This is a genomic window from Enterovibrio norvegicus, from assembly GCF_002876705.1.
GTDB lineage: Bacteria > Pseudomonadota > Gammaproteobacteria > Enterobacterales > Vibrionaceae > Enterovibrio > Enterovibrio norvegicus_B.
Genome location: NZ_MDAG01000014.1, coordinates 115,545 through 139,213, shown reverse-complemented (window position 1 = coordinate 139,213; position 23,669 = coordinate 115,545). Strand labels below are relative to the sequence as shown.

The following is a 23,669-nucleotide window of genomic DNA, read 5'->3' as shown; positions in this document are numbered from 1 at the left end:
TTATCCGGTGAGGACGTTTATCCAGAACGGTAACGTTTCAGACGTCGTTAGGTTTCGTCTTTAATCGGCAAGCGCTCTCGCCAGTAACGTGATGGGATGCAGCGTTTCAAGTTGGGTGTTTTCATCCAATTGCCATTTGCAGGTTTCGCAATCAGACACGATGAAGTCTGCCTCTTGCGCGCGGACTTGTTCGAACAAGGATTGGCCAATCTTCATTGACGTCTCATAGTTTTCTGATTTGAAGCCATACGTCCCCGCGCTGCCGCAACATTGGCTGTCTAACACCACCAAGTCCAAATCTGGGATCAGTTTGAGCAGTTCCAAGGTGAAAATGACGTTGCCGCTTCGCTCTAGATGGCAAGGCGTGTGATAAAGCACGCGTAACGGCGTCGATTTCAGATTGAGTTTCTTTCCTTCCATCACGCGTTTTAATAGGTAGCGCGTGACATAGAAAATTTGGTCAGCCACGGCGCTGTTATCTACGTCGAGCACGTGTGGGTATTCTTGCTTTAACGTAAACGCACAGGTGGATGATGTTGAGAGCACAGGCATCGGCGACGGTAAGTCACGCATCGCCTTCACGTTACTTTGTGCGTTTTTCTCCGCTTTTTTGAAATAGCCGTTAGCAATGAGCGGCACGCCACAACAGCTCTCTTTTTTCAGCAATTGAACACCCACCCCCATGGCATTCATTACGTTGACGAAGTCTTTTCCTTGTTGAGGGTTGTTGTAATTCACATAGCAGCCATGGAAGAAGCAGACTTGTTCATCGAATTGTTTCTGGGATTCGGTTTGAGCGGCAAACCATTTGCGAAAAGAGGTGCGGCTGTATTTCGGCAGTGATTTATGTTCGTCGATGCCCACCATATGGTGCATGAGCTTTTTAACGGGCTTAACGCTGGTGAGGGTATTCACAACTGGCGCGAGGGGGGCAGAAATTGAGCCGAACAGATCGGTGTGGCTCAATACATAATCGCGTAAACGCTTCGGGCTTACCGGCGCTTTTTCATGATTTTTACGCGCAACAGCAATGATATCGCCAATGTTCACCCCTGACGGACAGGCGGTTTCGCAGCGTTTGCAGTTAGTACAAAGCTTTAGTGCGTCGTCATAGTAGGTGGCATCTTTCAAACGCAGGCGTTCGCCATCAGGGCCACATTGTTTTGGCCCAGGATAAAGAGGATTCGCTTTGGCGACGGGGCAATAAACGGTGCATACCGTGCACTTCAGGCATTGCTCGAAGTTTGTGTGTTGCTGCGGAATGCGTTGTTTCGGATTCTGAAGGGCTGTGTTCATACCATGGCCTCTAATTCTGCTGTTTCTTCTTTTACGGGTTGCCACGTCGCGACGGCATAGCCGGTGGCGATCGACACGCCGCCGCCGGAGCCCTCTTTCACGGGATCAAATCCTCCTAGTACGCCGCCAATGCAATGCAGGTTGATCACGGTGTCACCTTGAATGGCGGGCTGAAGGTGATCATTGGTCACGACACCGCTACTGATATAGGGTTGAGCATCAAGGAAACGCGGGTTGTACCAATCGTCTCTGCTTTCTGGTGCGGCGATATCGAGGCCAAAGACAGGTTCGTAGATGCGGTTTGGTGTAGCAATTAAGCCTCGGCTAAAGAAACTGCCGCTGGCAAGCACGTACTGGTTCGCTCGAAGGTGAAGATCTCCCATCTTCTGGGTGTAAATACAATCGACCTGGTGGCCTTCCTGATGTCGGGTCAGGGTTGCGCCCGTCACACTGTCACCTTTTAGAAGCGTACCGCCCGCTTGCGTGAACGCACGGTGCAGCGCGTCAGAGATGCGAATACCTAATAGGGATGGCGGCATGGTCGGCACTTCATGAAACTGCAATTGCGTGTCCTGCTGTAAACGCGCCATGTAGGCCTGCCCGTCGCCATTACCAAAGATTGAAGGCAGAACCACAAGGTCGCGCGGGGTCGCATAGCGAGAAAGCTGCTCGCACATGGCGTCATACACGCGGGGTTCACGCATCGCGCGCGCATAATCGATCGCGCGTTTGGCGCGCATTTCATTGCCTGTTTGCTGCTCCGGTAAGATGATCGATACGGCTTTGATTGGCGTGTTCGCAAATTGAGGCAGCAAGGCGAGGTTTTCTGCGGTGACGTCCGCTTGAAAATCGCGAAACCCTTCAATGCTGGCGACAATCACACGTTCAAACGCGTGCGGTTTTTCATCGTCGAGCATGGTGCAGAATATTTGTGAAAGCCACGTAGCTTTGAGTGTGCCGAAAGGGGTGATTCGCCAGTGGTTTTGGCCTTCATCAAGCTGATGGAAGGGAATACCTTGTTGTTCCATGACATCGCGAAACCAGCTTAACGCCGCACGCGTGTCGTTCGCGCCGACTTTGCGATAAGGGTGCGGATGCTGTGGTGGCAATTGTGAAATTGTTTTTAATGGAAAACGCGTTGGGAAGAAGGCATCGGGATCTTTCGCCAGCACATCAATTGAACCGGATGCGAAATGCAGGCTGCCTTCACCTTGGCTGATTAATGCTGTTTTGAAACCCGCTTGTGCGCGTTTAATTGCTGCACAGTAGCCTGCCAAACCACCGCCAATTACGATTGTGTCAAACGTCAACATGAGCATTCTCCTGCAATTCTGTGGTATTCGCTTTTTTAGGTGGAAGTTCATCACCGCCCATCAATGCTTCATAAATCCAATAGCTATATTCTGATTCGCGCAGCGCATCGCCCCAAAGGATGGGCTTTGCGCCTTTCCAGCGTTCTTCAAGAAAATCGACGAGCAGATGTGCTGCGTTGGCATCAGAATATTTCTGGAACAGGTTTGCTGCGCGATAGGCACACAACTCGCCTTGGCAAGGCCCCATGCCTAAGCGTGTGCGGCGGCGTAAATCCACGAGGTTGTGTACGTCTAAGGATTGAATGGCGTAATGAATTTCGCCTGCGGTCACCATTTCACATTCGCAGATAATGGTGTCACTGCCTTTACCACTGTTAAGAAAGGCTTCGGCGCGTTCGCCGTGGCGGTATACCGCGCTTTCGTAAACAGGTTTAGCGAGGCTGGCGCTTTTCTTTGCTGGCGCAGAAGGCGCGGCGGCGCCTGGTAATAGGCGCGTATGCGTGGTGCATGGCGTGGTGTTGCCAAGCTTTTTCGCCACTAAATCAGTCGTCCATTCCGCCATTAAGCGGCTGGTCATTAACTTGCCTCCCGTGATTGTGACGAAACCTTCCAGCCCGTCACGCTCTTGGTGATCAAGCAAAACAATGCCACGGCTAATGTCTCTACCGCTGCCATCATCATCGAGGGCAACCAGCGGGCGAACGCCGGCATAGGCGCGCAGTATTCGGCTATTCGCCATGATAGGGGCGAGTTTCGCGCCTTCTTCAAGCAAGATATCCACTTCATCGCTGGTGACGTGTAAGTCATTAATGTCTTTATAATCAATGTGTTTTGACGTGGTGCCGATCAGGGAAATGGTGTCGCCCGGCACCAGAATGTCGGCATCCGAAGGCGGGCGGCAACGGTTCAATACGACGTTGTTAATGCGGTAATCGAGAATGAGCAGTGAGCCTTTTGCTGGGAACATCTTGATCCGAAGATCGGCGTATTCCGCGATGCCTTGCCCCCAAATTCCCGCTGCATTGATGACTTGATGCGCGTAGATCTCGAATTTCTGTTGCTGGCGCGTGTTGAAACACTTAACGCCGATAACACGATCTTGTTCTCGGAGAAGGCCCGTGACTTTGGTATGCGTGAAGACTTTTCCCCCCAGCTCTTTTGCATCAAGCATGTTGGCGGAGCATAAGCGGAACGGGTCAAGCGTGCCATCGGGTACACGAACGGCACCGAGGAGTGATGGGTTGGCGTTAGGTTCGAGACGAAGGGCTTCTTCTCTCGTCAGGCGAGTGGCTTCAATGCCCGCTTTTCGGCACGCGTCGATAAACGTGGGCTGAAAGTGAATGTCATCTTCTGGAAGCGTCAAATACAAACCATCGGTTTCTTCAACACAATGTTTAGCAATGCGTTTGAGAATGCGGTTTTCCTTTATGCATTCAATGGCGGAGTGGCTGTCTGTCACGGCATAGCGCGCACCTGAGTGCAACAAGCCGTGATTTCGCCCAGTGGTGCCTGAGGCGAGATCATCCTGCTCCAGCAAAATCGCCTTGATTCCTCGAAGTGCGCAGTCGCGCAAGATGGAGGTACCTGTAGCGCCTCCTCCAATAATAACCACATCCGTCTCGAAGCGTGACATGTCTAAATCCTCATATGTCCGATGCTCGGATTGTGGCACCGAAATTTTCGTTTTGATATGAATTTACTCACACAAATGCGTGAACGAGCATGATTTTGTTCACGCTTATTTGTGCATGTTTAAAATTTTTCTTTGGAGACATATGATTCTTAATGTGTCTGTGATGCGGCTTCAAATGCTGATATGTGGGTATTAAAAAGTTATTTATATGGTTTATTTGTATTTGATTGGAGCTTTTGCCATGGCCAATTTTGAGCTGGATAACAGAAAAATAAGCAATTGAATGAATTTTTGTGCTCGTTCGCTCACTTGCGATTTTGTCCGATAGTCGTTTGCCCAGTTCGGCGTATATTGAGTCTCAACGGTGAGATGGGTGTTGACCTTTGTTGCCTTTAAGAGACAGCAAAGGTCAATGCGCTTTTTAACCACACATAGTAGGAGTTCATCATGGCTAATAACCAGCAACACACACTGCTGGGTCAGTGTATCGCGGAGTTTATAGGTACAGCGCTACTTGTCTTTTTTGGGGTGGGGTGCGTTGCAGCACTGGTGTTGACCAACGCTGAGTTTACGCAGTGGGAGGTCAGTATTGTTTGGGGCCTCGGTGTTGCTATGGCCATCTACCTAACGGCAGGTGTTTCTGGTGCGCACTTAAACCCTGCGGTGACCATCGCACTGGCGAGTTTTCATGGTTTTGATCGATCGAAAGTTGCACCTTACATTCTCTCTCAACTCTTAGGCGCATTCTCTGCGGCGGCCTTGGTGTACTTCCTTTATAGCCCGTTATTCACAGACTATGAGATCGCCAATGGGTTCACGCGTGACAGTGTTGAAGCGTTAAGCACGGCGGGTGTGTTCTCTACCTATCCTCACGCATCTCTTTCCTTTGCTGGCGCAACCTTGGTGGAATTTGCCATCACAGCGGTGTTGATGTTTGGCATCTTGGCGCTGGGTGACGAAAACAACGGTGCACGTCGTGGTGCAATGAACCCACTCCTGATCGGTATTTTGATTGCTGTCATCGGCGGTTCGCTTGGCCCACTAACCGGTTTTGCGATGAACCCTGCGCGTGATTTTGGTCCTAAGTTCTTTGCCTTTATTGCGGGCTGGGATTACGCCCTGTCTGGCGCGAAAGACGTGCCTTACCTGATTGTGCCAATCCTTGGTCCAATTGCAGGTGCGTGTTTTGGTGCTTGGGTTTACCCGAAAGCGATTGGCACCTTCCTGCCAACGTCTGGAACAGGTTGTACCATTCCAAACCAATGTGATGATTCAGCTGAAGTTGCTCAAATCTAAATAACGAATAAAAACAAAGGGTATGTGAAAATGACGAATAAAAAATACATTGTCGCGCTTGACCAAGGTACCACCAGTTCTCGTGCTGTTGTTCTGGACCATAATGCCAACATGGTGAGCAGCTCGCAGCGTGAATTTACCCAAATTTATCCAGAAGCCGGTTGGGTAGAGCATGACCCAATGGAAATTTACGCCACCCAAAGCTCAACCTTGGTTGAAGCACTGACGAAAGCAGGTATCCGCAGTGACGAAGTGGCGGCGATTGGTATCACCAACCAACGCGAAACCACCATTGTGTGGAACAAGGAAACGGGTAAACCGGTTTATAACGCGATTGTTTGGCAATGCCGCCGTACCGCGCAGATCTGTGAAGAACTCAAAGCGCGTGGATTGGAAGAATACGTTCGCGAAAACACAGGTTTGTTGTTAGACCCGTACTTCTCAGGCACCAAAGTAAAATGGATCTTAGATAACGTTGAAGGCGCACGTGAAGATGCGCAGGCGGGCAAACTCTTGTTCGGTACTGTTGATACGTGGCTTGTCTGGAAAATGACCCAAGGCCGCGTTCACGTGACGGATTACACAAACGCCTCTCGTACCATGCTGTTTAACATCAACGACATGACGTGGGATGAGAAGATCCTCGATGAAATGGGCATTCCAGCGAGCATGATGCCTGAAGTGAAATGTTCCTCTGAGGTTTATGGCCAAACCAATATCGGCGGTAAGGGCGGCACGCGCATTCCTATTGCTGGCATTGCAGGTGATCAGCAAGCTGCGTTGTTCGGTCAGATGTGTGTAGAAGCCGGTCAGGCGAAAAACACCTATGGCACAGGCTGCTTCTTGTTGATGAACACGGGCAAAGAGAAAGTAACGTCTCAAAATGGCCTTCTGACAACCTTGGCCTGTGGCCCTAAAGGCGAGCCTGCGTATGCATTAGAAGGTTCGGTATTCATGGGCGGTGCTTCGATTCAGTGGCTGCGTGATGAGATGAAGCTGATCGCCGATGCGCGTGATTCGGAATATTTTGCAACCAAAGTGGATACCTCAAACGGTGTGTATGTGGTTCCAGCCTTTACAGGATTGGGCGCACCATACTGGGATGCGTACGCACGAGGCACCATTGTGGGTTTAACCCGCGGTGCAAACGGTAACCATATTGTGCGCGCAACCTTAGAAAGTATCGCGTTCCAAACACGCGATGTGTTGGATGCCATGCAGGCTGACTCTGGCATTCGCCTCTCGGCGCTGCGTGTCGATGGTGGGGCGGTTCACAATAATTTCTTGATGCAGTTCCAAGCAGATTTGCTTGATACCGAAGTACTTCGCCCACGTGTTACTGAAGTGACCGCGCTGGGTGCGGCTTACTTGGCGGGTCTTGCTGTTGGTTTCTGGACGAGCATTGATGAGTTGCAAAACAAAGCAGTGATTGATCGTTCATTTATGCCGGACAGCAATGAAGAGAAGCGTAATCTGCGGTACAAAGGCTGGAAACGTGCGGTGAAATGCGCGCAAATCTGGGCCGAACTCGAAGAGTGATGCCTCGATGACGTTTCGCTGATGCGAGCGCGTTAAAACGAAAAAGCCCCATTCCTCGGAGTGGGGCTTTCTTTTTGGCTCATGGCGCGAGATTTCTCTCATGCATGACTGGGGATCGCGCGACGTTATAGCTTGTCGTGCGTTGCCCAAATGGCGGCTAGCATGTCATGACCGAACATGGCGCTGCGCTCTGGCGACCAACCGTAGAGCTCATCAGCTTGACTGATATGATCTTTAAAGGGCATCTCAACGGTGTAAGACAAACATTTAAAGGTTTCACCTACCCAGTTTGAACACAGGGTAAGGTTGGCTTTACCGGGTTCGTCTTTGTCATACCCGAACTCGTCTTGGAACTCTGGGGTGATGGTGAGCAAGGCCTGTTTGAAGTAATTTTCCAGCGCTTCTAACTCTTTGCTGTAGGAAGGAATGCCTTCGCTACCCGCAACAAAGTTATAAGGGATGGCTTCATCGCCGTGGATGTCCAGCATCATATCCACGCCCGTTTCTAGCATGCGTTCACGCACGTAGTAAACTTCAGGGCTTTTTTCGACCGTAGGGGTTGCCCACTCGCGGTTCAAGTTCACGCCAATGGCATTGGTACGCAGGTGACCACGGATCGCGCCATCTGGATTCATGTTTGGCACCACGCGGATCACCGCGTTGTCGATCAACGCGCGTCCAACCGTGTCAGTTTCATCAAGAAGGCGTAGCAATAAACCTTCGATGAACCACTCAGCCATGGTCTCCCCTGGGTGTTGGCGACCGATGACCCAAATGTTCTTTTTGCCTTCGGCAGGTTCACCAATTGTCAGCATGCTGATGTCATTACCATCGAGCGTTTGCCCCAGTGTTTCTAGCTGACAGGCGTAGTGTACTTGTGCGCTGTGAATGAGATCTTGGTGGCGGTCGTACGAGTAAGGTGCAAAGTAAGCAAAGTACATCGAGCCGCACTCTGGAATCGCGGTGAAGCTCAGTGTGTCGCCGTCAAATTCTGCTGGAATACGGAACCATTCATCGCGGTCGTAAGAGGCAACAACATCGTAGTCTTTCCAACCTTCCGGGTAGGCAGACTTTGCGAGATTTAGGATCTTAAAAGAATGCGGTGTTTGCGGTGTGGTTTCCAAACGAAAGTGAAACCATTGTGCGATATCCGTCTGATTATCCGCTGGAATGGTGAGCTGAATATCGTTGGGCGTATCGGCGCTAACAACCTGAATGTTACCGCTTTCGAAATTGCTGAATATTTTCATTTGAATGCACTGATCAACTGAGGATAGTCACAGAGATTAGCACAGTTTTTGATGGCGAAAAGGGGATGCCTTCATTCATTGTAGATGCATCAATAATGCCGTAGTTACGTGCTCAAAACTTGTTCTGATGGGGCTATTAATGTCGGTGTTCATTAGCACATTATAATTAAGTGTCTAATATTACGTCGTTTATGTCTCAAAGAAAGGGCATTTCTCTTTTAAGTTTTTGTGTCTACTGGATATCTGGTTTAATGCTATTCAAATAACCAGAAGGTGCCGAACTGAGCAGATTTGCCTTATGACGTATGAATGTTTGTGACGTCAGGCTGCTTGGGTGTGGGCTTATTCATAGAGAAAAATAGTTAGGGAAGTAGACATGCATTCATTAGACATTCGTGGCAAGAAGATGGCATATCAGGACGTGGGTAGTGGCCCTGTTTTGGTTTTTGGCCATAGTTTTCTTTGGGACAGTGCCATGTGGACACCACAAGTTGAAGCGCTTAGTCAGCATTACCGCTGCATCGTGCCTGATCTCTGGGCGCACGGTGCGTCTGACTTTGCTCCAGACAGCACGAAGAATCTGATTGATTATGCCGAGGATGTATTGGCATTGCTTGATGCGCTGGAGATTGACACATTTTCGATCGTGGGCCTTTCTGTCGGAGGCATGTGGGGAGCAGAGCTTGCGATTAAAGCGTCTTCCCGCGTCAATGCATTGGTGCTGATGGACACCTTCATTGGCTTTGAACCTGAAGTTACCCATGCGAAATACTTTGCCATCATGGACATGATTGAAAGTGCAGAGATGGTTGCTCCACCGCTGGTGGATACGGTTGCGCCGATGTTTTTCTCTCGCAATGCAGCTGAAACTGCGCCAGATCTCGTTGCAGGGTTTCGAGAGAAGTTGTCAAACTTGAAAGGCGAACAGGCAAAACAAGTGGTCAGAATTGGACGCATGGTGTTTGGCCGACGTGATACCTTTGATGATATCGCCAAGTTGACTGCACCGACGCTCATCTTAGTGGGTGATCAAGATATGCCTCGCCCACCACTGGAATCCCAATTGATGCACGATGAAATCAAAGGCAGCGAATATCACGTTATTCAAGGTGCAGGGCACATCAGCAACCTTGAACAAGTGGACAAAGTAACCGCCTATCTCTCCGATTTCTTGGCGCGACAACACGCGTAAATTGTCCTGTGTAGCAATGAAATAGTGAGACACAAAAAAGGCCGAACATCGCGTTCGGCCTCTTCGTTGTCTTGATGATCTTCAACGCTCGAAGGGAATGTTGTTCTCACTTAGCTATCATTCGAAATCCATGCCATGGCTTCTGCTTCTGTGGAAAAGGTTTTCATTTCCCCTGAGATAAACCAACTGCCCACTTTGGCTGCGGCTTCCTGCCAAGTCTTACTGCCAATCATGGCGACTTTGCTGAAATTTCTGCCGTGTTTGAGCCCGAGTTTGAAATCGTCCCACGCTGCTCGTAGCTCCCAACCTTCAAAATGTGTCAGATCAACCACCACGTTGACCTCGGCATTCGGTACTTCTTTGATGGCGGAATCGAGCATTGGGGTGAAGACTTCATAATCCTCATGGGTAAGTTTCCCCACGACTGACAGCTTGACAAACAACTCACCATTTACACGTTCAATGCCGACAGATAAACCATGATTGCTCGTAGTCATATAACCTCTGTGTTTGATGGTCGAAAAGAGAAAGGAAAAAACGTTTTCGTCTGATTAGTTAAACAGAGAGGCGGCATATTGCTATCTATACTCCCTAAAAATTTGATTCTCTGCGCATTTGTTATGGTGTCGCAGAGGGCGAATAAGCCCTTTTAAAAAACACCATGTAGGAGATAGGGATGTCTGTATTGCGCTGCTCTTTTGTGATGGCACTCAGTGTCGGCTTTGTCTCTCTTCATGCCGTCGCAAGCATTCAAGATCTGACGGCTCACCGAGATAATTATTTTCTCCCTTTCTATAAAGAGCAAAAGGTGAACCAAGCGCGTTTTGAGGCGCTAAATCCGAACGATACGCCTGCCAAAGATACCTTCATTCAATTCCAAATCAGTTTGAAATACCGTCTGCTTAACCTTGATAACGAGGAAGGCAGCGGAAGAGGAGGCGACGGGCTGTATGTCGCGTACACCCAACGTTCCAACTGGGAAGCTTATGACTCTTCAGCCTACTTTCGGGATTCCGACTACAACCCAGAATTGTTCTACCGACTGACCTTTGAAAACTGGCAGACATCCATTGGTTTTGAGCATCAATCAAATGGCGCGGGCGGCGATATCGAAGTGAGTTGGAACCGCGCATACATTGACGTTCAGTATGATTTTGAGCACGGTTTTGTTCGCTTCAAACCATGGGCGAGAGTTGGCAGTGTGAACTACAACCCCGACATTGATGATTTTCTTGGCTATGGCGAAGTCGAACTTGGCTGGTTGCCGACACAAAATAATGAAATCAAATTGCTCACGAGGAACGTTTTTACCCAGGATTTCGAGCGTGGTTACTACAACCTAAGCTGGAATTTCCCGATTTATCAGGGGCTAAGAGGGTATGTAAAAGCGGAGACAGGATACGGTTTGACGATTTCGAATTACAATTTCAGAGATTCTGCGTATGGCCTGGGTGTTGCGTTTGATCTCTAGTTTCACCTGTCGTTAAACCAAGAAAAATGCCCTCCGAAGAGGGCATTGTTTTTTCTAAACCAACACTGAACTAACGCTTAGAAAAACGATGGCGCAGTAAACACCGTCACGCTATTGATAGCGAGTGGGTTACGCGTTGGTTTTGGCAAGTTGAGTGCTGCAACGGCCTTTTCACCTTCTGACGTTATACCGCCTGTGTACTTTGGTGTTGATTGCCCTGGAAGCATGTTGGCAACCACGCCTGGGTTCCACGCAGCAAAGAAGTCGGTCAGATCCGTTTGTGCGGCATACGATGCGCACAACATCAAGGTATCGCTCTTACCGAGGTTTTGATCGCGGCATTGGTTGTCACCGTGAAGCGACATCGCAGGGTCTGAGGCATTTCGCGTTAGGCGGTGCATGAGCGTGAATAAATGGAAACCTTCCATTCCTTCTACTTGGCTGTAATACGCAGGGACTTTTCCTTCTTCATACCATTTATCGATAGCAAACTCGGTCTGTGCCCATTCTTTGAGTTGCGCGAACATCAACAAACGTTCACCCGCACCACCAGCTCCCCATGCATGACCATTTTCCGCTTTAACGAAATCAGGTGCGATACGAATATCACGCTCAACACGTGGCATGGTGCCAAGGTGTTTTTGCTGCATGTAAAGGCCAACAATGTTGTTCGCCACTTCGGTCGCGCCTTCCACAGTAAAGGGTGCTTCCGCTGCGTTGTGACCCACTTCGTGCCAGATGAGCCAATCATTGAGCGGTGCAGTTGGCATGGCATTGCTGGTGGCATTAAAGCTGCTGTTCATCACAGGATAACCGGAGTGAGCCGCACCAATACTGATGGCAACGTCGTTCACAAAGGCATGACGGTTGTTCGGAATGTCAGAGTGTGTCGCTGCACGGTTTACAGAGCCTTGGACAAAGCCCTCGTCTCGACCGTAGAAATCGTTCAAATCTGCAGAGAACTGGTCTAGATCATCGGCAAATTTCCCGATATCACCACCAAAGTTTTCCGCATGCATGTTCGCTTTTGGTGCGGTGTAAACAAAGGTATTCGATACCACATCACCAATAGGCGCGGGTGAGTCGATGCCGTTTACCCATGCTTTCTGCTTGCTGTCATACAAAGGTGCATCCACGGTACCAGATAAACTCACTTGAACCGCAGCCTCGCTGCCACCTTGCACATAGATCAGGCCACCGTAAGGTACGGTAATCGTTTCCGTGCTCATGACTTTCACGTTTTTCTGCATACGAGGTGGGCGTTTCAATGCCAATTCATGCTTGTCGCGACCCGTTAGATCATCGTGTAAGCCAATGGTCACGGTCACTGGCGTGGTATTCCCCGTGACTGTTACGGTGAAAGGTTGGTGTGCAACTGCCCATTGCCCCGTCGCTTGGCGGTTTCCTGCGAAGTACGCCGCCGTATGGTTGCGCATGTCATAGGTTTTGCTAGTACCACCAGAGTAGCCTGTTGGTTCGCCTGGGAATTGGCGGATATCCACTTTGACATCTAAATCCCAGTAAGAACGGCCCAACATCAAACGCGTTAGCGGTTTTTCCATGTAGTTAAGCGGGTAACTTGGGTTCATTTGGCCGGCATATTCGCCAGCTTCTGAGCCATAAACCATGTTGAGTTGGATTAGTGATTCCGACAGTTCAGCAGGGCAAGAGGTGTTGCCGCCTGCATCGTTGCTGGTATAGCAGTTCAAGAACTCGGTGAAACGCTCAAACCCTAGCTCATCATTCGGGATGGATGATTCATAGCGGTAATCAAGGTCATTCCACAGCCACACAGACATGTTGCTGTATATGCGGTTGAGATCGACACTGCTTAAACGTTCACCCTCTTTGCCACCGGTGCGGAAGTAGGTCTCGTGTTGATACAAACGCTCGATGTTGGTGCCAAGATCTGCTGCTTTGATCATGGCTTTCGCTTCTTCGCTGCCGAGATTCAGCTTGGTATAGATAGGGCGAGACATACCACCTGTTAGTGGAATATCGTTGCCTGGGCGATACTCAAGACAGTTGATTTCATAGTGGTAATCAGAACGCAGACATTCTTGATAGGTGCGCTTTCCTTTAACTTCAAATTTGCTCAGAAGTGCATTTTTGGCGCTTTTAAGCGATTCTTCATTGAGGGTTGGCTTGCCATTCGTATCCAGAACCCATTTCCCGTCAGAGTCTTTATAGAAATGGTCTTCTTCACGAATGAAGGCTTTGAATGTCGCAGGCTCCCCTTTGTCATCAATACCTTCATAAGATGCCGTAAGCAAATCAGGCTTATCGTCAGGCTTCTGTTGTTCTAGGAAATCCCAAGTCACTTGACCTGTGGTTTTATCAATGTTGTATGGCAGTTTTGGTGCGACACCATCGCCATTTGCAACTGTCGCGTAGTGCTCAATGATCCATAGGCCGTATTCACGGTTTGCGCGAACGCGATCCGCATAGCCATCGTTCGGGCCATTTCCGGTTGGTACGACAGAGCCGCCCATCCCAAATGCAATGCCTGCTGAATCGAGCAAACGACTCAGTTCACCTGCGTTGTTGGTGTCGGTGACGGTTTCCATTACCAGAATACTGCCGCCTTTACGTGCGTATTCGATCAAAGCGTTGACGTCTTTTTGAGTCAGTTTTGGTTTATCTAAATTGGCACTGTGTGGAAGGGTATAGTGGCTACCGTCACCAAACTTGTATTCAAATCCATTGATGATAAGAAGAGGTATCTCTTTAGGGTTGATGTCGTCAAAGTGACTCAACTGATTCGTCGTTACGTTGAACGCATCGGCGATCTTGTAATCTGCTTGATTACCCGCCCACTGACCTGCTTTTGCAAAGTACACATAGGGAATGTTTGTCCCGACATTGATGACTTCACTGTCTGCGCGGTTTGTGAGGTAACGAATGACGTTGCTGAAGAAATGCTTCATGTCATTACTGTCTTCGCGACCAACACATTCTGCGTTGCTGTTAACAGCGTTGTTCCATGAATAATTGGTTGGGCACACCAAAATAGAGTTGTAACGGGCGTTACCCACCACCATGATTTTACCCGCCCCAATTTGGCCAAGGCTCGCAAACGGCAGGCCATAGGTAGCAGTTGAACCACCGACTTTATCGACGATTTGTGCGGAAGGTTTCTCAGTTATATAAGCCAAATCGCCTTCGTCATAGGCCTTGTATTCGCCGAAGGAGATCCAATAGTTATTGTCGTTTCTTGCCATCATGATAGGGATAGCACGGTTAGACACATTTACCGCAGCTTGGCCGCGCGCAGCGCCAACACTGCCATAGAAGTTGGTTGCATCTGCAAACACGTGAAACGCATCAACGGGCTTCCAGCCGTTCTTTTCTTCACCATTGATACCCCACAGCTTGTCGATGTCAGCTTGGATGTTCGCTAAATCGTCAGAGGCAACGCGTGTGTCGTTGCTAGAAGCGAGGGCTGATGCATTGTCGCAGGCACCGTTACAAATGGCGGCATCAATGTCGGCTGCAAGCCCTTCAGTGAACTGCTTTGCAAACTCAGCGGCCACTGTTGCGGTTTGACCGCCACCGATGTCTAACGTCGTATCTTTATCACTCAATGACAGCGAGATGACTTCGTTAATCACATTGGGGTACTGAGCAAAAACGCGCTCGACAGTCTCTGAAACTTCAATGTGGCTCTGGTGGGTGTTGCCATAACGTTTAACCAGCGCTTCAGCGTTACGCCCACGTTGGTCAGGACCTAGATCAGACAGTTCGAATGCCGTCTGATTACCGCGGACGCTGCCCAGTTCAAACGTGTCGATACCAAAAGAGATCGATTCGCCCCACACAAATTCAAACAGACCATTTTCGTCAGTTTTTCCGCGTGATGACTTGCTGAAATACGCCAAACCTTGAACAGGTGTGCCCAATGAGTCGGTGATTGCCGCTTTCGATAAAATGGCTTCTTTCGGTGTGTACTGGTAAGCCGATTCGGCATCTGCAGAAACAAATCCAGCGTTAAGGTCAACAGAGGTACCTGGGGTAACTTCTGGTTCAATGTCTGGAACATGGGTGCTTGGTAGCTTGTCTACGAGATTTTCTTCAGCAGGGGCTTCTTCAATCAGCTCCTTGAAATCCTCTGGAGCCATATCAAGGTCACTGCTGTATGTGGCAATGAAATCCAGTTTTGCTTGTGATGTGGTGAAATCAAAATCGATTTGCTTTTCATGCGATACCGCCACCGAGCGAACGAGTGCAAGCGCATTGGTTGCCATGTCAGGATTGTCAGTGAACTCGTCAGCATCAGACAAAGTCAGCTTGTGACGCACTATTTCACCGTCCTGTTGTCTTTCCGGTGTATCGAAAACATGGTTAAACGTCGCTAACGTCATGCCTTCAACATCACAGGCAACAGATTCTCTTTGTTCAAATTCGAATGCGTTGGCCGGTTGCCCATTACAAGTAACTGAGCTGCCGAAGATGAGGTTGCTATCGAGAGAAAACTCTCCGGCAACAATTGGGTCATTTACACCAATATCGGGTAAACCATCAGGACCAATTCCTGGCGCTGCAGGTTCCTGAATCTCTGGGTTAGGTGTTTCCGGCTCTGGAAGTACGACAGAGTCATCATTATTGCAGCCGGTGAGCGCAGCCGCTATCAACACATAGAGGAGTTTTTTATTGTTCATATAGGTCTATGTCCTTTCCATTCGCAAAAACAGCGAAGGCACATCATTAAGAGAGAAAACCAAGTGCATAAGAATTGAAAAATGCGAGACGTTTTACTGCAAAATGAAGAGGTTGACCAGTGAATAACGCCGGAAGCGGAAGCAATAAAACTATCTCTGTTTGAATATGTGATGTTTTGTCAGGAATCATTTTAACTTGTTATAAAATAAACAGTTATAGGTGGATAAGCATGTTGTTACCATGTGCGTTTGGTGTGATCTATGGTTGCAGGCGTGAATGGTTGTCTCGTGAGAGTGGTTAGCGTCAAATACAACTCAGATGAAGTGACCTAAAAGTAAGATGGAGGGGGATGGAGATCGAGGGTGCAACGTTTAGTGGTATTTAAAATTCATATTCCGATGTGGAGTATAAATTATAAGGCTTGTAAAAAAACTATACAATGTATCTGAAATCTTGCAGTGTTTATTAGTTCATCATAGATAACTGAATTTATTATGCATAAATTTTAATATTACGTTTAAAAATGCCGTTTTAATATATTGTTTTGCGGACTTTAAATCTGGGTGTCTTATTCTTATCGTTATTGAGACTGGGTAAGTGCTGTCTCTTATTTGAGAGAGGTGGACGCTACGTAATAAAGCGTGACTGACATTTTAAATTTGAATTTCGTGCACAGAAAATAGTTCATTAATACTTGTGGTACACGATGGGTTTGTCACATTATACAAGCATATAATGAATGCCAATGTTGAAGATGCTTACTGTTCAGGCAATGGTAAGTTCCAACAGGTGCTTTCGAATAGAAATAACGTACAAAGATACGTTTAAAATTATTATAAATTTTTGTTTTTGTTTAATTTAGTAACTTTATGGTTGGCAAGGTTCTAAAGGTGGTATCAAGTAAAATTCTGTTAATTGAATAAGTTACTGTCTCATTATTGCGAGTTGAGAGGTTCAAGTGGGGTATTTTCCTACTTTGGATTTTTGTATTTCTCAATTTCTTTAAGACAGCGGCTTCTTCACTTTTGAATTTTCCCCTCCAAGTAGTCCCTCTGCTGTATGCATTCTGCTCATTTCACAATGGGCGACATGATATTTATTTTGATTCAATCTAAGTGAATTTATTTTCATCGAACACGTGTCTGCATTTTTTGCCAGTGTCATTGCGGATGCTATGCGTGTTGTTGATCTCGCTGCTTTAAAACCCGTGGAGGGTTTGGATCAGCATCTTGTAATTTTTAGTTCGGTCTATCTCACCACCCGGTGAAAATTCTAGCGAATGAACGAAAGGAGAGCGAAAAAATGGCGAAAGAGGGAAGTGTAGCGCCTAAAGAGCGTATTAATATTAAATACGTTCCTGCCACAGGCGACGCCCAAGCGGAAATCGAACTTCCGTTGAAACTCGTGGTTCTTGGCGACTTTAAAGGTCACCCAGAAGACACTTCTATCGAAGAACGCGAAGCGGTCTCGGTAGACAAAAACAACTTCACATCGGTCATGCGCGAAAGTGACCTTTCAGTTTCGACGTCAGTGCCGAATGTGATGACTGAAGAGGAAGGTCAAGAGCTTCCTGTTGAACTTTCATTCAAATCTCTGGCTGATTTCTCACCAGATTCCATTGCCAGCCAAGTGCCTGAGCTCAACAAGCTTGTTGAACTTCGTGAAGCACTCGTGGCGCTAAAAGGCCCACTAGGCAATATCCCAGCCTTCCGTGCTCGTCTACAGGAGCTTCTCGCTTCTGAAGATTCACGCGAGAAACTTCTTGCTGAACTCGATCTCGTGGGTGCTGAAGAGCAACCCGCAGACGACGCATAACCCACGAAGAAAGAGAAAAGGATTTTGTTAATGTCCGTAACAGAGAAAGCGCCCGAAAGCGCGGACTACGCTACTGGTAGTCTGCTTGACGACATCATGGCGCAAACCCGCATGGCTCCGAGCGAAGAAGGCTATGACATTGCCAAGAAAGGCGTGGCAGCTTTCATCGAAAACCTTATCGGTTCTGACCAAGATCAAGAGCCAGTAAACAAAGCATTGGTTGACCAAATGCTGGTTGAGCTGGACAAAAAGATCAGCTCACAGATGGATGAAATTCTTCACAGCGCGCCTGTGCAAGAAATGGAATCTTCTTGGCGTGGTCTGAAGCTGCTTGTTGACCGCACTGATTTCCGTGAAAACATCAAAGTCGAAGTGCTTCATGCAACCAAGCAAGAGCTTCTTGACGACTTCGAATTTGCGCCGGAAACGACCCAAGCGGGTCTTTACAAGCACGTTTATTCTGCTGGCTATGGTCAGTTTGGTGGCGAGCCTGTTGGCGCGCTAGTCGGTAACTACGCATTCACACCGTCTACCCCTGACATGAAGCTTCTTCAGTATGTTGGTGCGGTAGGTGCAATGGCTCACGCACCGTTCCTATCATCGGTTGCGCCAGAGTTCTTCGGTATCGATTCATTCGAAGAGTTGCCAAACCTGAAAGACGTTGCAGCAACGTTCGAAAGCCCGCGTTACACCAAGTGGCGTGCGCTGCGTGAATCAGAAGATGCACGTTACCTCGGTTTGACTGCTCCACGTTTCCTACTGCGTGTACCTTACGATCCAGTAGAAAACCCAATCACGTCATTCAATTACCGTGAAAACGTGAGCGAATCACACGAAAGCTACCTATGGGGTAACACTGCGTTTGCATTGGCGTCTCGTTTGACTGAAAGCTTCGCTAAGTACCGCTGGTGTCCAAACATCATCGGTCCTCAAAGCGGTGGTGCGATTGAAGATTTACCTGTTCACCTGTTCGAATCTTTGGGTGCGCTACAAGCGAAAATCCCAACGGAAGTGCTGATCACTGACCGTAAAGAATTCGAATTGGCGGAAGAAGGCTTCATCTCGTTGACCATGCGTAAAGGCAGTGACAACGCAGCATTCTTCTCTGCGAATTCTATTCAAAAGCCAAAAGTGTTCCCGAACACCAAAGAAGGCAAAGAAGCGGAAACCAACTACAAGTTGGGTACGCAATTGCCTTACATGATGATCATCAACCGTTTGGCGCACTACATCAAAGTGCTACAGCGTGAGCAGATTGGTTCTTGGAAAGAGCGTCAAGATCTCGAGCGCGAGCTGAACACGTGGATCCGTCAGTATGTTGCTGATCAGGAGAACCCGCCGGCAGAAGTTCGTAGCCGTCGTCCACTTCGCGCAGCGAAGGTTGAAGTGAGTGATGTTGAGGGTGATCCAGGTTGGTACCAGGTGTCACTAGCAGTACGTCCACACTTCAAGTACATGGGTGCCAACTTTGAGTTGTCACTGGTAGGGCGTTTGGACCAGGCCTAATAGATGGCACTTCCTGACGCAGAAGACAGTGCGTATGGCGTCAGTTTCTTCCAACGGTTAGAAGCTGACGCTCCAAAACGCTCTGTGACACAAGGGCCAGATCCGGCCGACGTGTTTGAGTCGTTGAAACACAATGTGTCGAACCTGCTTAACGCGCGCATTGGGGAATCCCTCAGTGCGCCCGAATTAGGCCTTATCGACTTCAACGATGCATCGCTAAGTTCTCACGATCTTGCTGTGCAAATACGTCGCGCAATCCGGCATTGCTTACAAACCTATGAACCCCGTCTCAAGAACATGGACATCATTGTTCAGCCTGATAACGGGTCACCGCTTAACTTGCGGTTCCAGATCGTCGCGTCGGTCAATGTGGGTGCGCTTCACCGCAAATTCCAGATTGATCTGCTTTTAGATAGCAATCGAAAATACAGAGTCGTATAAGTGTCAAGGAATCGATATTTCAGGGATGAGCTTGCTTTTCTAAGAGAGCAAGGACTCGAGTTTACGGAAGTCTATCCGCAGCTTGCCCGTTTTCTAAACAGTCGAAATACAGACCCCGACGTCGAGCGTTTGCTTGAGGGTTTTGCGTTTCTGACGGGGCGACTTCGCGAAAAAGTGGAAGACGAATTCCCTGAGCTGACGCACTCCATCATTAACATGCTGTGGCCGAATTATCTTCGTCCTGTGCCCAGCATCAGCATCGTTCAGTTCTCGCCTGACGAAAAGGCGATCACCTACGGGCAAACGGTAGAAAAAGGCACGCAGCTTGATGCGAACCCTGTCTTTGGTACGGTTTGTCATTTCAGCACCTGTCGCGACACCGAGGTATACCCGCTGCGTCGCAATGGTGTGAGCACCGTGCACACACGCGAAGCGTCGTTGGTTGATGTCGATATGACGATTTTGGGCGACCAAAGTGCTGGTCAAATCGGCTTAAAATCGTTGCGCTTTTTCTTGGGCGGTGAGACCTATAGCGCAGAGATGCTGTATCTCTGGTTGAGTCACTACCTCGATAAAGTCGAAATATTGGTCGGTGACCACGTCGTCACGCTGCCGAAAAACAGTTTCCGCGCGGTGGGCTTCGAATCTGAAGATGCCATTCTCCCGTATCCGAAAAACGTCTACGAAGGCTATCGTATTCTTCAGGAATATCTGTCGTTCCCTGAAGCCTTTTTGTTTTTCGAAGTAAAGGATTTAGGCAAGTACATTCCGCCAACAGCGACGGGTGATTTCACGTTACGTTTTAGCTTTTCGAAAACGCTGCCACCTGATGTCCGCGTGAAAGATGACAGCTTTGAGTTGTACTGTGTGCCGGTTATCAACCTCTTTACCCATGATGCAGATCCCATTGATCTCACAGGGAAAAGCACCGAATACAAAGTGACTCCATCCAGTCGTTATGCCTCGCATTATGAGGTGTTCAGTGTCGATCAAGTGCAGGGTTGGCAAGAAAACAATGTGGGCCGTATTCGCGGCCAAATAAGGAATTACACCCCGTTCGAAAGCTTCCAACACGAAATTGAGCGTGCACGAGATCGTAAAGCGCTCTACTACCGCGTACGTGTTCGAGACAGCATTCACAACGATGGATTTGATCACCACATTTCATTTGTGCGCAGCGATGAAACCGAGTGCACGGGTTTCAGCGAAGCGATATCGCTCTCGCTGACTTGTACGAACCGCCAGCTCCCACTAGAGCTTGGTAAAGGTGACATCTGTGTGCCGACAGACACCTCACCCGCGTATGCCAAGTTCGCGAATTTGACCGAGCCGACGGCGCCAATGCGCCCAATGCTTGATGGCACCTTGCTTTGGACGTTGATTTCCAACCTGTCGCTTAACTACCTGTCGTTGTTATCCAAAGATGCCTTGTCGTCAGTGCTTCGCGCTTACGACTTCCGTGCGTTGGTGGATCGCCAGGCTGAGCGTGTTTCTCGTCATCGATTAGACGGGATTGTCGACATTCAATCGGCACCGATTGAAAAGCTGATCCGAGGGCTACCGGTGCGTGGATTACGTTCCGAAATCACCTTGGCGCAATCCGCGTTTGGCTCCGAGGGCGAACTCTACATTTTTGGCACAGTGTTAAGTCGATTCTTCTCGCTGTACGCCAGCATCAATTCGTTTCACGAGCTTGTCGTGATCAACGCAGATAACCAGGAAAGGTACACATGGGGTATTCAGAACGGTCAGCAACCTCTGATCTAGAGGGAACTGCGCCTCCCAATGTGCCGATGAAACCGGACGGCAGTGGAGGCGACAGCGTAACACCCGCGTTGCCTCGTGATGTGCGGGCATACAACTTTTATCAGTTGGTGGAGTTGCTCCACCAAATCAAAGACGAAGACCCAGAAGGGGAATCGTCTGATTCGTCGAGCAAATTATTGTTCGCGTCAAACCCGAGCCTTGGCTTTGCATCAAGCGACGTCACTGCGCTGGATGACGTGGGGCTCGATAAGCTCCGTTTAGAGACCACCTTTTTCGGCATGAGCGGCGCGCAATCGCCGTTGCCGGGTTTCTTCTTAGAAGACATTTTGACGGAGGATGCGGAAACCGGGCTACGTAAGCCGTTTCTCGATTTCTTCAACCACCGACTGATTTCGCTGATTTACCAGATCTGGCGAAAGTATCGTTACTACATTCGCTTTCGCGAAGATGCATCCGATGCCTTCTCAGCGCAGCTGTTTGCGCTGGTGGGGTTGGCTGATGAAAACCTGCGCGGCGATACGCCAATCAACTGGTGCAAGATGCTGTCTTACGCCGGCATGTTGGCAGGACGAAGCCGATCACCACAAGTGGTGTCAGGCATTGTTGCGCACTGTTTTGATTTAGAGGATGTCACGATTCGCCAATGGGAATTGCGACATGTTGATATTCCCGATGATCAGAAAATGTGCCTAGGTCATGCCAATGCCTCAATCGGTATGGATTCCGTGATTGGCGACAAAGTTGGCGATCGAAGCGGGAAATTTGTGATTTGTATTAATGGGTTAACGCAAGAGAGATTCAAAGATTTCTTGCCATCTGGCAAAGAGTACTTACCGCTGTTGACCCTGGTGGAGTTCGTACTGCGCGAACAAATGGCGTTTGATTTGGAGTTAGGTCTTAAACAAGACGAAGCGCCACCGATGCAGTTGAGTGCCACCAAGCCAGCCTCACTAGGTTGGTCATCGTTCACCGGAGAGGTGAAACAGTCCCGTTTCGTGCGGATTCAGCTAAGGCAGTAGAGGGAAGTATGTCACAACAACTTACGGATGCTTCGGAAACATTGTCAAAACAGCAAGTCTTGCTGGTGGTGACGAACACCCAATTCCTTGAAGCAGGCCTTTCCGCAAAACACACCTTCACCCATGAAGGCGGCTCAATTGGTGCCAGTGAAGCCGATGATTGGTATTTGCGAGACCGAGAAGGGCGAGTGTTTACCCATCACGCAGAGATTCTGTCGATTGATGGCGAGCTGTGTTTGCTCGACGTGCGCGGTGCTTGCTACATGAACGGCGCAACCATTCCTGTTGGTGGCGGTAAGCCCGTCAGGCTAAATGAAAATGACGTTGTCCTCATTGGCCCTTACAAAATCCGCATACACCTTGTGGAAGCGGGTCAAGAAGTGGTGAGCGGCCAACACGGCTTGGAACAAGTCTTCTTTAGCGAACCCAATGCCTTGGACATTGGTTCTGAAAAGAAACACTCAGACAAAGAGCCTCCAGAAGATGACGTGATTGACGATCCTCTGGCGGCGCTGGATGCCCTCACCGCGGCATCGCTTGAAACCTCGCCGTTGGACGATGAAATCGCCTCTTCATCCCCCGCGCAAGAGAAAGAAGATTACTTGCTGGCCCGAGACACGGAATGGCATGGAAGCGAAAAAACAGTGCATGCGGACAGCGAATATGAAATGAGCTCCGCCATCACACTGAAAAAAACATTAATGAATGAGGAATACCCGATGGATGACAAAACCCTAGAACGCCTGGAAGAAGAAGTCGGGCGAAATTTCTCGGATAACACGAAAGACGAAGCAAAATCAGACTACTCAAACAGTGATTACGCTGCGGGGGCGGGTGCTGACTATGGCACTAGCAATGCTGCTTTGCCTGATGATGCAAATCACCTAGTGGTAGGCCCAATTCTGCGCGGCCTCGGCGCGCAAGCGGGCAACGCTGGCAACATGGCAGAAATGCAGGCGCTCTCTGAAGAAATGGGCGCATCACTGCAAGCCGCAATTCGTGGCCTGCTTGAGTTGCACACTCAAGTTGAAGAAAGCCGTTACGGGATGATGAACAAAAACCTTCAGCCAATTGAAGATAACCCATTGCGTCTTGGCCTTGATTACAAAGACACGGTCGAAACCATGTATGACCGCCAACGCAGTGCCGTTCACCTGTCAGCGCCATCGGCAATCAGTGAAAGCTTGACCAATGTGCGCAATCACAATGAAGCCGTACAAATTGCGACGACAGAGGCACTGAGTCAAATCCTTCGTGCGTTGTCACCAGACGTACTCATGCGTCGTTTTAGCGCGTATCGCCGCCCTGGTGAAACGACACCAGAATCTGCGGATGCATGGGCATGGAACATGTACAAAAGCTACTACACAGAATTGACGTCTGATCGTCAAAAAGGCTTCGAGAAATTGTTCTGGGAGATTTTTGACCAAGCCTACGACAGAAAACTCCGCGAGAAGCAATTGGAGGTCTAA

The 23,669-nt window shown here is 48.9% G+C and carries 16 protein-coding genes; 10 read left to right on the top strand and 6 right to left on the bottom strand.

Annotation, left to right across the window (positions count from 1 at the left end; genetic code table 11):
• Positions 1 to 60: 60 nt before the first annotated feature.
• The 3 genes from glpC to glpA are packed head-to-tail and all read right to left on the bottom strand — an operon-like array spanning position 61 to position 4,242.
• Positions 61 to 1,296 carry an anaerobic glycerol-3-phosphate dehydrogenase subunit GlpC gene (glpC, locus tag BCT27_RS10355; RefSeq protein WP_102395754.1) on the bottom strand — a complete coding sequence of 412 codons (1,236 nt, stop codon included), beginning with the start codon at positions 1,294 to 1,296 and terminating at the stop codon, positions 61 to 63.
• On the bottom strand, positions 1,293 to 2,609 hold the full coding sequence (gene glpB / locus BCT27_RS10350; RefSeq protein ID WP_157939235.1) for a glycerol-3-phosphate dehydrogenase subunit GlpB: 1,317 nt from the start codon (positions 2,607 to 2,609) through the stop codon (positions 1,293 to 1,295). Before glpB ends, glpC begins: the two co-directional genes overlap by 4 nt.
• On the bottom strand, positions 2,596 to 4,242 hold the full coding sequence (glpA, locus tag BCT27_RS10345) for an anaerobic glycerol-3-phosphate dehydrogenase subunit A (RefSeq protein ID WP_102395752.1): 1,647 nt from the start codon (positions 4,240 to 4,242) through the stop codon (positions 2,596 to 2,598). The genes glpB and glpA overlap by 14 nt, the downstream gene beginning before the upstream one ends.
• Before the next feature lie 447 nt (positions 4,243 to 4,689).
• On the opposite strand from glpA, the gene BCT27_RS10340 reads away from it, so the two are divergent.
• Together BCT27_RS10340 and glpK are read left to right on the top strand one after the other, a co-directional pair.
• Positions 4,690 to 5,538 (top strand): MIP/aquaporin family protein, encoded by an 849-nt coding sequence (locus BCT27_RS10340; protein ID WP_102316961.1) that lies wholly within the window; start codon positions 4,690 to 4,692, stop codon positions 5,536 to 5,538.
• 30 nt (positions 5,539 to 5,568) lie between these two features.
• Positions 5,569 to 7,077, top strand: coding sequence for a glycerol kinase GlpK (gene glpK, locus BCT27_RS10335; protein ID WP_102390794.1), 1,509 nt, complete (start codon positions 5,569 to 5,571; stop codon positions 7,075 to 7,077).
• A 125-nt stretch (positions 7,078 to 7,202) separates the two neighbouring features.
• Here glpK and BCT27_RS10330 read toward each other — a convergent pair whose 3' ends face one another.
• Positions 7,203 to 8,327 carry a M14 family metallopeptidase gene (locus BCT27_RS10330; protein ID WP_102395751.1) on the bottom strand — a complete coding sequence of 375 codons (1,125 nt, stop codon included), beginning with the start codon at positions 8,325 to 8,327 and terminating at the stop codon, positions 7,203 to 7,205.
• Positions 8,328 to 8,703: 376 nt separating this feature from the next.
• Here BCT27_RS10330 and BCT27_RS10325 point away from each other — a divergent pair, with 376 nt between their 5' ends.
• A complete protein-coding gene (locus tag BCT27_RS10325; RefSeq protein ID WP_102395750.1) occupies positions 8,704 to 9,519 on the top strand; it encodes an alpha/beta fold hydrolase in 816 nt (271 codons plus the stop codon).
• Positions 9,520 to 9,629: 110 nt separating this feature from the next.
• Here BCT27_RS10325 and BCT27_RS10320 read toward each other — a convergent pair whose 3' ends face one another.
• Complete coding sequence (locus BCT27_RS10320; RefSeq protein ID WP_102395749.1) at positions 9,630 to 10,016, bottom strand: SpoIIAA family protein; 387 nt, start codon at positions 10,014 to 10,016, stop codon at positions 9,630 to 9,632.
• A 179-nt stretch (positions 10,017 to 10,195) separates the two neighbouring features.
• On the opposite strand from BCT27_RS10320, the gene BCT27_RS10315 reads away from it, so the two are divergent.
• On the top strand, positions 10,196 to 10,990 hold the full coding sequence (locus BCT27_RS10315) for a phospholipase A (RefSeq protein WP_102395748.1): 795 nt from the start codon (positions 10,196 to 10,198) through the stop codon (positions 10,988 to 10,990).
• A 77-nt stretch (positions 10,991 to 11,067) separates the two neighbouring features.
• Here BCT27_RS10315 and BCT27_RS10310 read toward each other — a convergent pair whose 3' ends face one another.
• Entirely contained in the window at positions 11,068 to 15,648 is a 4,581-nt protein-coding gene (locus tag BCT27_RS10310) for an SslE/AcfD family lipoprotein zinc metalloprotease (RefSeq protein ID WP_102395747.1), read from the bottom strand.
• Positions 15,649 to 16,951: 1,303 nt separating this feature from the next.
• Between BCT27_RS10310 and tssB the strand changes: the two genes are divergently transcribed.
• The 6 genes from tssB to tagH are packed head-to-tail and all read left to right on the top strand — an operon-like array spanning position 16,952 to position 23,669.
• The gene (gene tssB, locus BCT27_RS10305; protein ID WP_017008366.1) at positions 16,952 to 17,464 is read left to right on the top strand and encodes a type VI secretion system contractile sheath small subunit; all 513 of its coding nucleotides are present in this window, start codon (positions 16,952 to 16,954) and stop codon (positions 17,462 to 17,464) included.
• Positions 17,465 to 17,494: 30 nt separating this feature from the next.
• The gene (gene tssC, locus BCT27_RS10300) at positions 17,495 to 18,970 is read left to right on the top strand and encodes a type VI secretion system contractile sheath large subunit (protein WP_017008365.1); all 1,476 of its coding nucleotides are present in this window, start codon (positions 17,495 to 17,497) and stop codon (positions 18,968 to 18,970) included.
• Positions 18,971 to 18,973: 3 nt separating this feature from the next.
• A complete protein-coding gene (tssE, locus tag BCT27_RS10295; protein WP_017015380.1) occupies positions 18,974 to 19,411 on the top strand; it encodes a type VI secretion system baseplate subunit TssE in 438 nt (145 codons plus the stop codon).
• Positions 19,412 to 21,178, top strand: a complete 1,767-nt coding sequence (gene tssF / locus BCT27_RS10290) for a type VI secretion system baseplate subunit TssF (protein WP_102316968.1) — start codon at positions 19,412 to 19,414, stop codon at positions 21,176 to 21,178. It begins immediately after the preceding gene.
• A complete protein-coding gene (gene tssG, locus BCT27_RS10285; protein WP_198597546.1) occupies positions 21,142 to 22,197 on the top strand; it encodes a type VI secretion system baseplate subunit TssG in 1,056 nt (351 codons plus the stop codon). The genes tssF and tssG overlap by 37 nt, the downstream gene beginning before the upstream one ends.
• Before the next feature lie 8 nt (positions 22,198 to 22,205).
• The gene (gene tagH, locus BCT27_RS10280) at positions 22,206 to 23,669 is read left to right on the top strand and encodes a type VI secretion system-associated FHA domain protein TagH (protein WP_102395745.1); all 1,464 of its coding nucleotides are present in this window, start codon (positions 22,206 to 22,208) and stop codon (positions 23,667 to 23,669) included.

What these genes read in the sequence shown, in the direction of transcription:
- glpC (WP_102395754.1), bottom strand. Translation starts at nt 1,296, where the DNA reads ATGAACACAGCCCTTCAGAATCCGAAACAACGCATTCCGCAGCAACAC.
- glpB (WP_157939235.1), bottom strand. Translation starts at nt 2,609, where the DNA reads ATGTTGACGTTTGACACAATCGTAATTGGCGGTGGTTTGGCAGGCTAC.
- glpA (WP_102395752.1), bottom strand. Translation starts at nt 4,242, where the DNA reads ATGTCACGCTTCGAGACGGATGTGGTTATTATTGGAGGAGGCGCTACA.
- BCT27_RS10340 (WP_102316961.1), top strand. Translation starts at nt 4,690, where the DNA reads ATGGCTAATAACCAGCAACACACACTGCTGGGTCAGTGTATCGCGGAG.
- glpK (WP_102390794.1), top strand. Translation starts at nt 5,569, where the DNA reads ATGACGAATAAAAAATACATTGTCGCGCTTGACCAAGGTACCACCAGT.
- BCT27_RS10330 (WP_102395751.1), bottom strand. Translation starts at nt 8,327, where the DNA reads ATGAAAATATTCAGCAATTTCGAAAGCGGTAACATTCAGGTTGTTAGC.
- BCT27_RS10325 (WP_102395750.1), top strand. Translation starts at nt 8,704, where the DNA reads ATGCATTCATTAGACATTCGTGGCAAGAAGATGGCATATCAGGACGTG.
- BCT27_RS10320 (WP_102395749.1), bottom strand. Translation starts at nt 10,016, where the DNA reads ATGACTACGAGCAATCATGGTTTATCTGTCGGCATTGAACGTGTAAAT.
- BCT27_RS10315 (WP_102395748.1), top strand. Translation starts at nt 10,196, where the DNA reads ATGTCTGTATTGCGCTGCTCTTTTGTGATGGCACTCAGTGTCGGCTTT.
- BCT27_RS10310 (WP_102395747.1), bottom strand. Translation starts at nt 15,648, where the DNA reads ATGAACAATAAAAAACTCCTCTATGTGTTGATAGCGGCTGCGCTCACC.
- tssB (WP_017008366.1), top strand. Translation starts at nt 16,952, where the DNA reads ATGGCGAAAGAGGGAAGTGTAGCGCCTAAAGAGCGTATTAATATTAAA.
- tssC (WP_017008365.1), top strand. Translation starts at nt 17,495, where the DNA reads ATGTCCGTAACAGAGAAAGCGCCCGAAAGCGCGGACTACGCTACTGGT.
- tssE (WP_017015380.1), top strand. Translation starts at nt 18,974, where the DNA reads ATGGCACTTCCTGACGCAGAAGACAGTGCGTATGGCGTCAGTTTCTTC.
- tssG (WP_198597546.1), top strand. Translation starts at nt 21,142, where the DNA reads ATGGGGTATTCAGAACGGTCAGCAACCTCTGATCTAGAGGGAACTGCG.
- tagH (WP_102395745.1), top strand. Translation starts at nt 22,206, where the DNA reads ATGTCACAACAACTTACGGATGCTTCGGAAACATTGTCAAAACAGCAA.